This is a genomic window from Pedobacter sp. 01N416, from assembly GCF_056399685.1.
On sequence record NZ_JBFTRT010000684.1, the window covers coordinates 1 to 2423 of the forward strand.

Below are 2423 nucleotides of genomic sequence, written 5' to 3' on the forward strand. Positions count from 1 at the left end.
CGACAATACAGTTTCCTACTTATGGCTTAAGGATGTAGATAATGTGCAATATGCTATTCCAAATTATTTAACAGGCAGGCAGTTTAACCTGAAGTTGATTGTGAAGTTGAAGAATAAGCCATAAACTACTAAACCTATTAGTCTTTATCTTTTTGTCTTTCTGATTAACGAATTCTTTTGCAAAAACTGCAACAAAATGCTCAATTTTGTCGAGATTTTTAACAAAATTTAATTTTTTATGATACGATTTTGTGGGCATAACTGCTTTAAAAATTTTACATTTACGCCCATAAAACATTATATAATAAGATGAAGCATAATTTTGGCGCAGGCCCTTGTATTTTACCTCAAGAAGTGTTTAAACAAGCAGCTCAGGCTGTTTTAGATTTTAACGATGGATTATCAATTTTAGAAATTTCGCACAGAACAACCGAATTTGAGGCAGTTGTTGCTGAAGCTGATAAGTTGATAAAGGAATTATTAAATGTGCCGTCGGGTTATTCCGTTTTATTTTTACAAGGTGGTGCAAGTTTGCAATTTGCAATGGTTCCGATGAATTTATTGGGTGATGGACAAACAGCAAGTTATTTAGACACTGGTGTTTGGGCAACCAAAGCATTAAAAGAAGCTAAATTTATCGGTAATGTGAATGTAGTTGCCTCGTCTAAAGATGCGAATTATACTTTCATTCCAAAGGATTTTGAAATTCCTGCTGATAGTGCTTATTTCCACTATACTTCAAACAATACCATTTACGGAACTGAGCTTTTCGAAGTACCTAAAACAAACATTCCGGTTGTTTGCGATATGTCTTCTGATATCATGAGCCGTGTAATCGATGTTTCTAAATTCGATTTAATTTATGCCGGAGCTCAAAAAAATGTAGGCCCTGCTGGTTTAACTATCGCTATTGTTAAGAATGAAATTTTAGGGAAAATTGACCGTAAAATTCCATCTATGTTGAACTATCAATCGCATATCGATAACGATTCGATGTACAATACACCTCCAGTTTTCTCAATCTATGTAGCTTTATTAAATTTACGTTGGTTAAAATCGAAAGGTGGTGTTGCTGAGATTGAAAAAGAAAACAAACAAAAAGCTGAGGCACTTTACAGAGAAATCGACCGTAATCCATTATTTAAAGGAACTTGTTCAGTTGAAGACCGCTCTAGAATGAACATTTGTTTCGTAATGGAAAACCCAGAATTGGAAAAACCATTCTTGAAATATGCAGAAGAGCAAGGTATCGTAGGTATTAAAGGACACAGAAGCGTTGGTGGTTTCCGTGCATCGATGTATAATGCATTGCCAATCACAAGCGTACACGCTTTGGTAGATGCCATGCAGGTATTTGAAGAACAACAAGCAAAAGCAAATTAAGAATTAATTATAACCGCAGATTATCAACGTAATCATTTTAATCTGTGTAATCATAAATAACAATGATTAAAATATTAGCAAACGATGGGATTGATCCGATCGGAAAAGAATTATTAGAAAAAGCAGGTTTCCAGGTTGATACTGAAACCGTTCCTCAGGATAAATTAGCTGAAGCATTAAAAAACTATGATGCCATTACTGTACGTAGTGCAACAAAAGTTAGAAAAGAATTAATTGATGCTGTACCCAATATCAAATTAATTGGTAGAGGTGGGGTGGGCATGGATAATATCGATGTTGAATACGCACGTAGTCAAGGTGTTAATGTGGTAAACACACCAGCTGCATCTTCATTATCAGTTGCCGAATTGGTATTTTTCTCACTTATTTACAGGTATCAGATTCTTACAGGATGCTAACCGTAAAATGCCTGTAGAAGGTTCTACTCAATTCAATAACTTGAAAAAAGCTTATGCTAAAGGAACTGAATTAAGCGGTAAAACCATCGGTATTATCGGTTTCGGTCGTATCGGTCGCGCTACTGCAAAAGTGGCTTTAGGCTTAGGAATGAATGTTTTGGCTTACGATTTATATCCTTCAGAATCTGAAATCACCTTAGAATTCCAAGGTGGAAAGTCAGTAAGTATTCCAATTAAAACGGTTTCATTGGAGGAGGTAATTACAGGAAGTGATTTCTTTAGTTTACATACTCCATTTGCTGATAAACCGATTTTAGGTGCAGAAGAATTTGCTAAAATGAAAAACGGAGTAGGTATTGTAAACTGTTCACGCGGGGGAACAATTGATGAGCCAGCTTTAATTGAAGCACTAAATTCTGGTAAAGTTTCTTTCGCTGGTTTAGATGTTTTTGATAACGAGCCTACACCGTTAGCAGAAATTTTAACCCATCCAAAAATCTCTTTAACACCACATATTGGTGCATCAACCAACGAAGCACAAGAACGTATTGGTACGGAACTGGCAACGTTGATTATTGAGCATTTTAAGAAGTAATTTATTTAGACCTTACAGGTTTTAAA

General features: G+C 35.3%; 1 protein-coding gene and 1 pseudogene. Both read left to right on the forward strand.

Annotated elements, in window-relative coordinates; all coding sequences use genetic code 11:
• The first annotated feature begins 309 nt into the window (after positions 1 to 309).
• Complete coding sequence (serC, locus tag AC1DND_RS25785; protein ID WP_477585427.1) at positions 310 to 1383, forward strand: 3-phosphoserine/phosphohydroxythreonine transaminase; 1074 nt, start codon at positions 310 to 312, stop codon at positions 1381 to 1383.
• Positions 1384 to 1445: 62 nt separating this feature from the next.
• Positions 1446 to 2397 (forward strand): annotated as a pseudogene (locus AC1DND_RS25790) (D-2-hydroxyacid dehydrogenase).
• Positions 2398 to 2423: the final 26 nt, after the last annotated feature.

What these genes read in the sequence shown, in the direction of transcription:
- serC (WP_477585427.1), top strand. Translation starts at nt 310, where the DNA reads ATGAAGCATAATTTTGGCGCAGGCCCTTGTATTTTACCTCAAGAAGTG.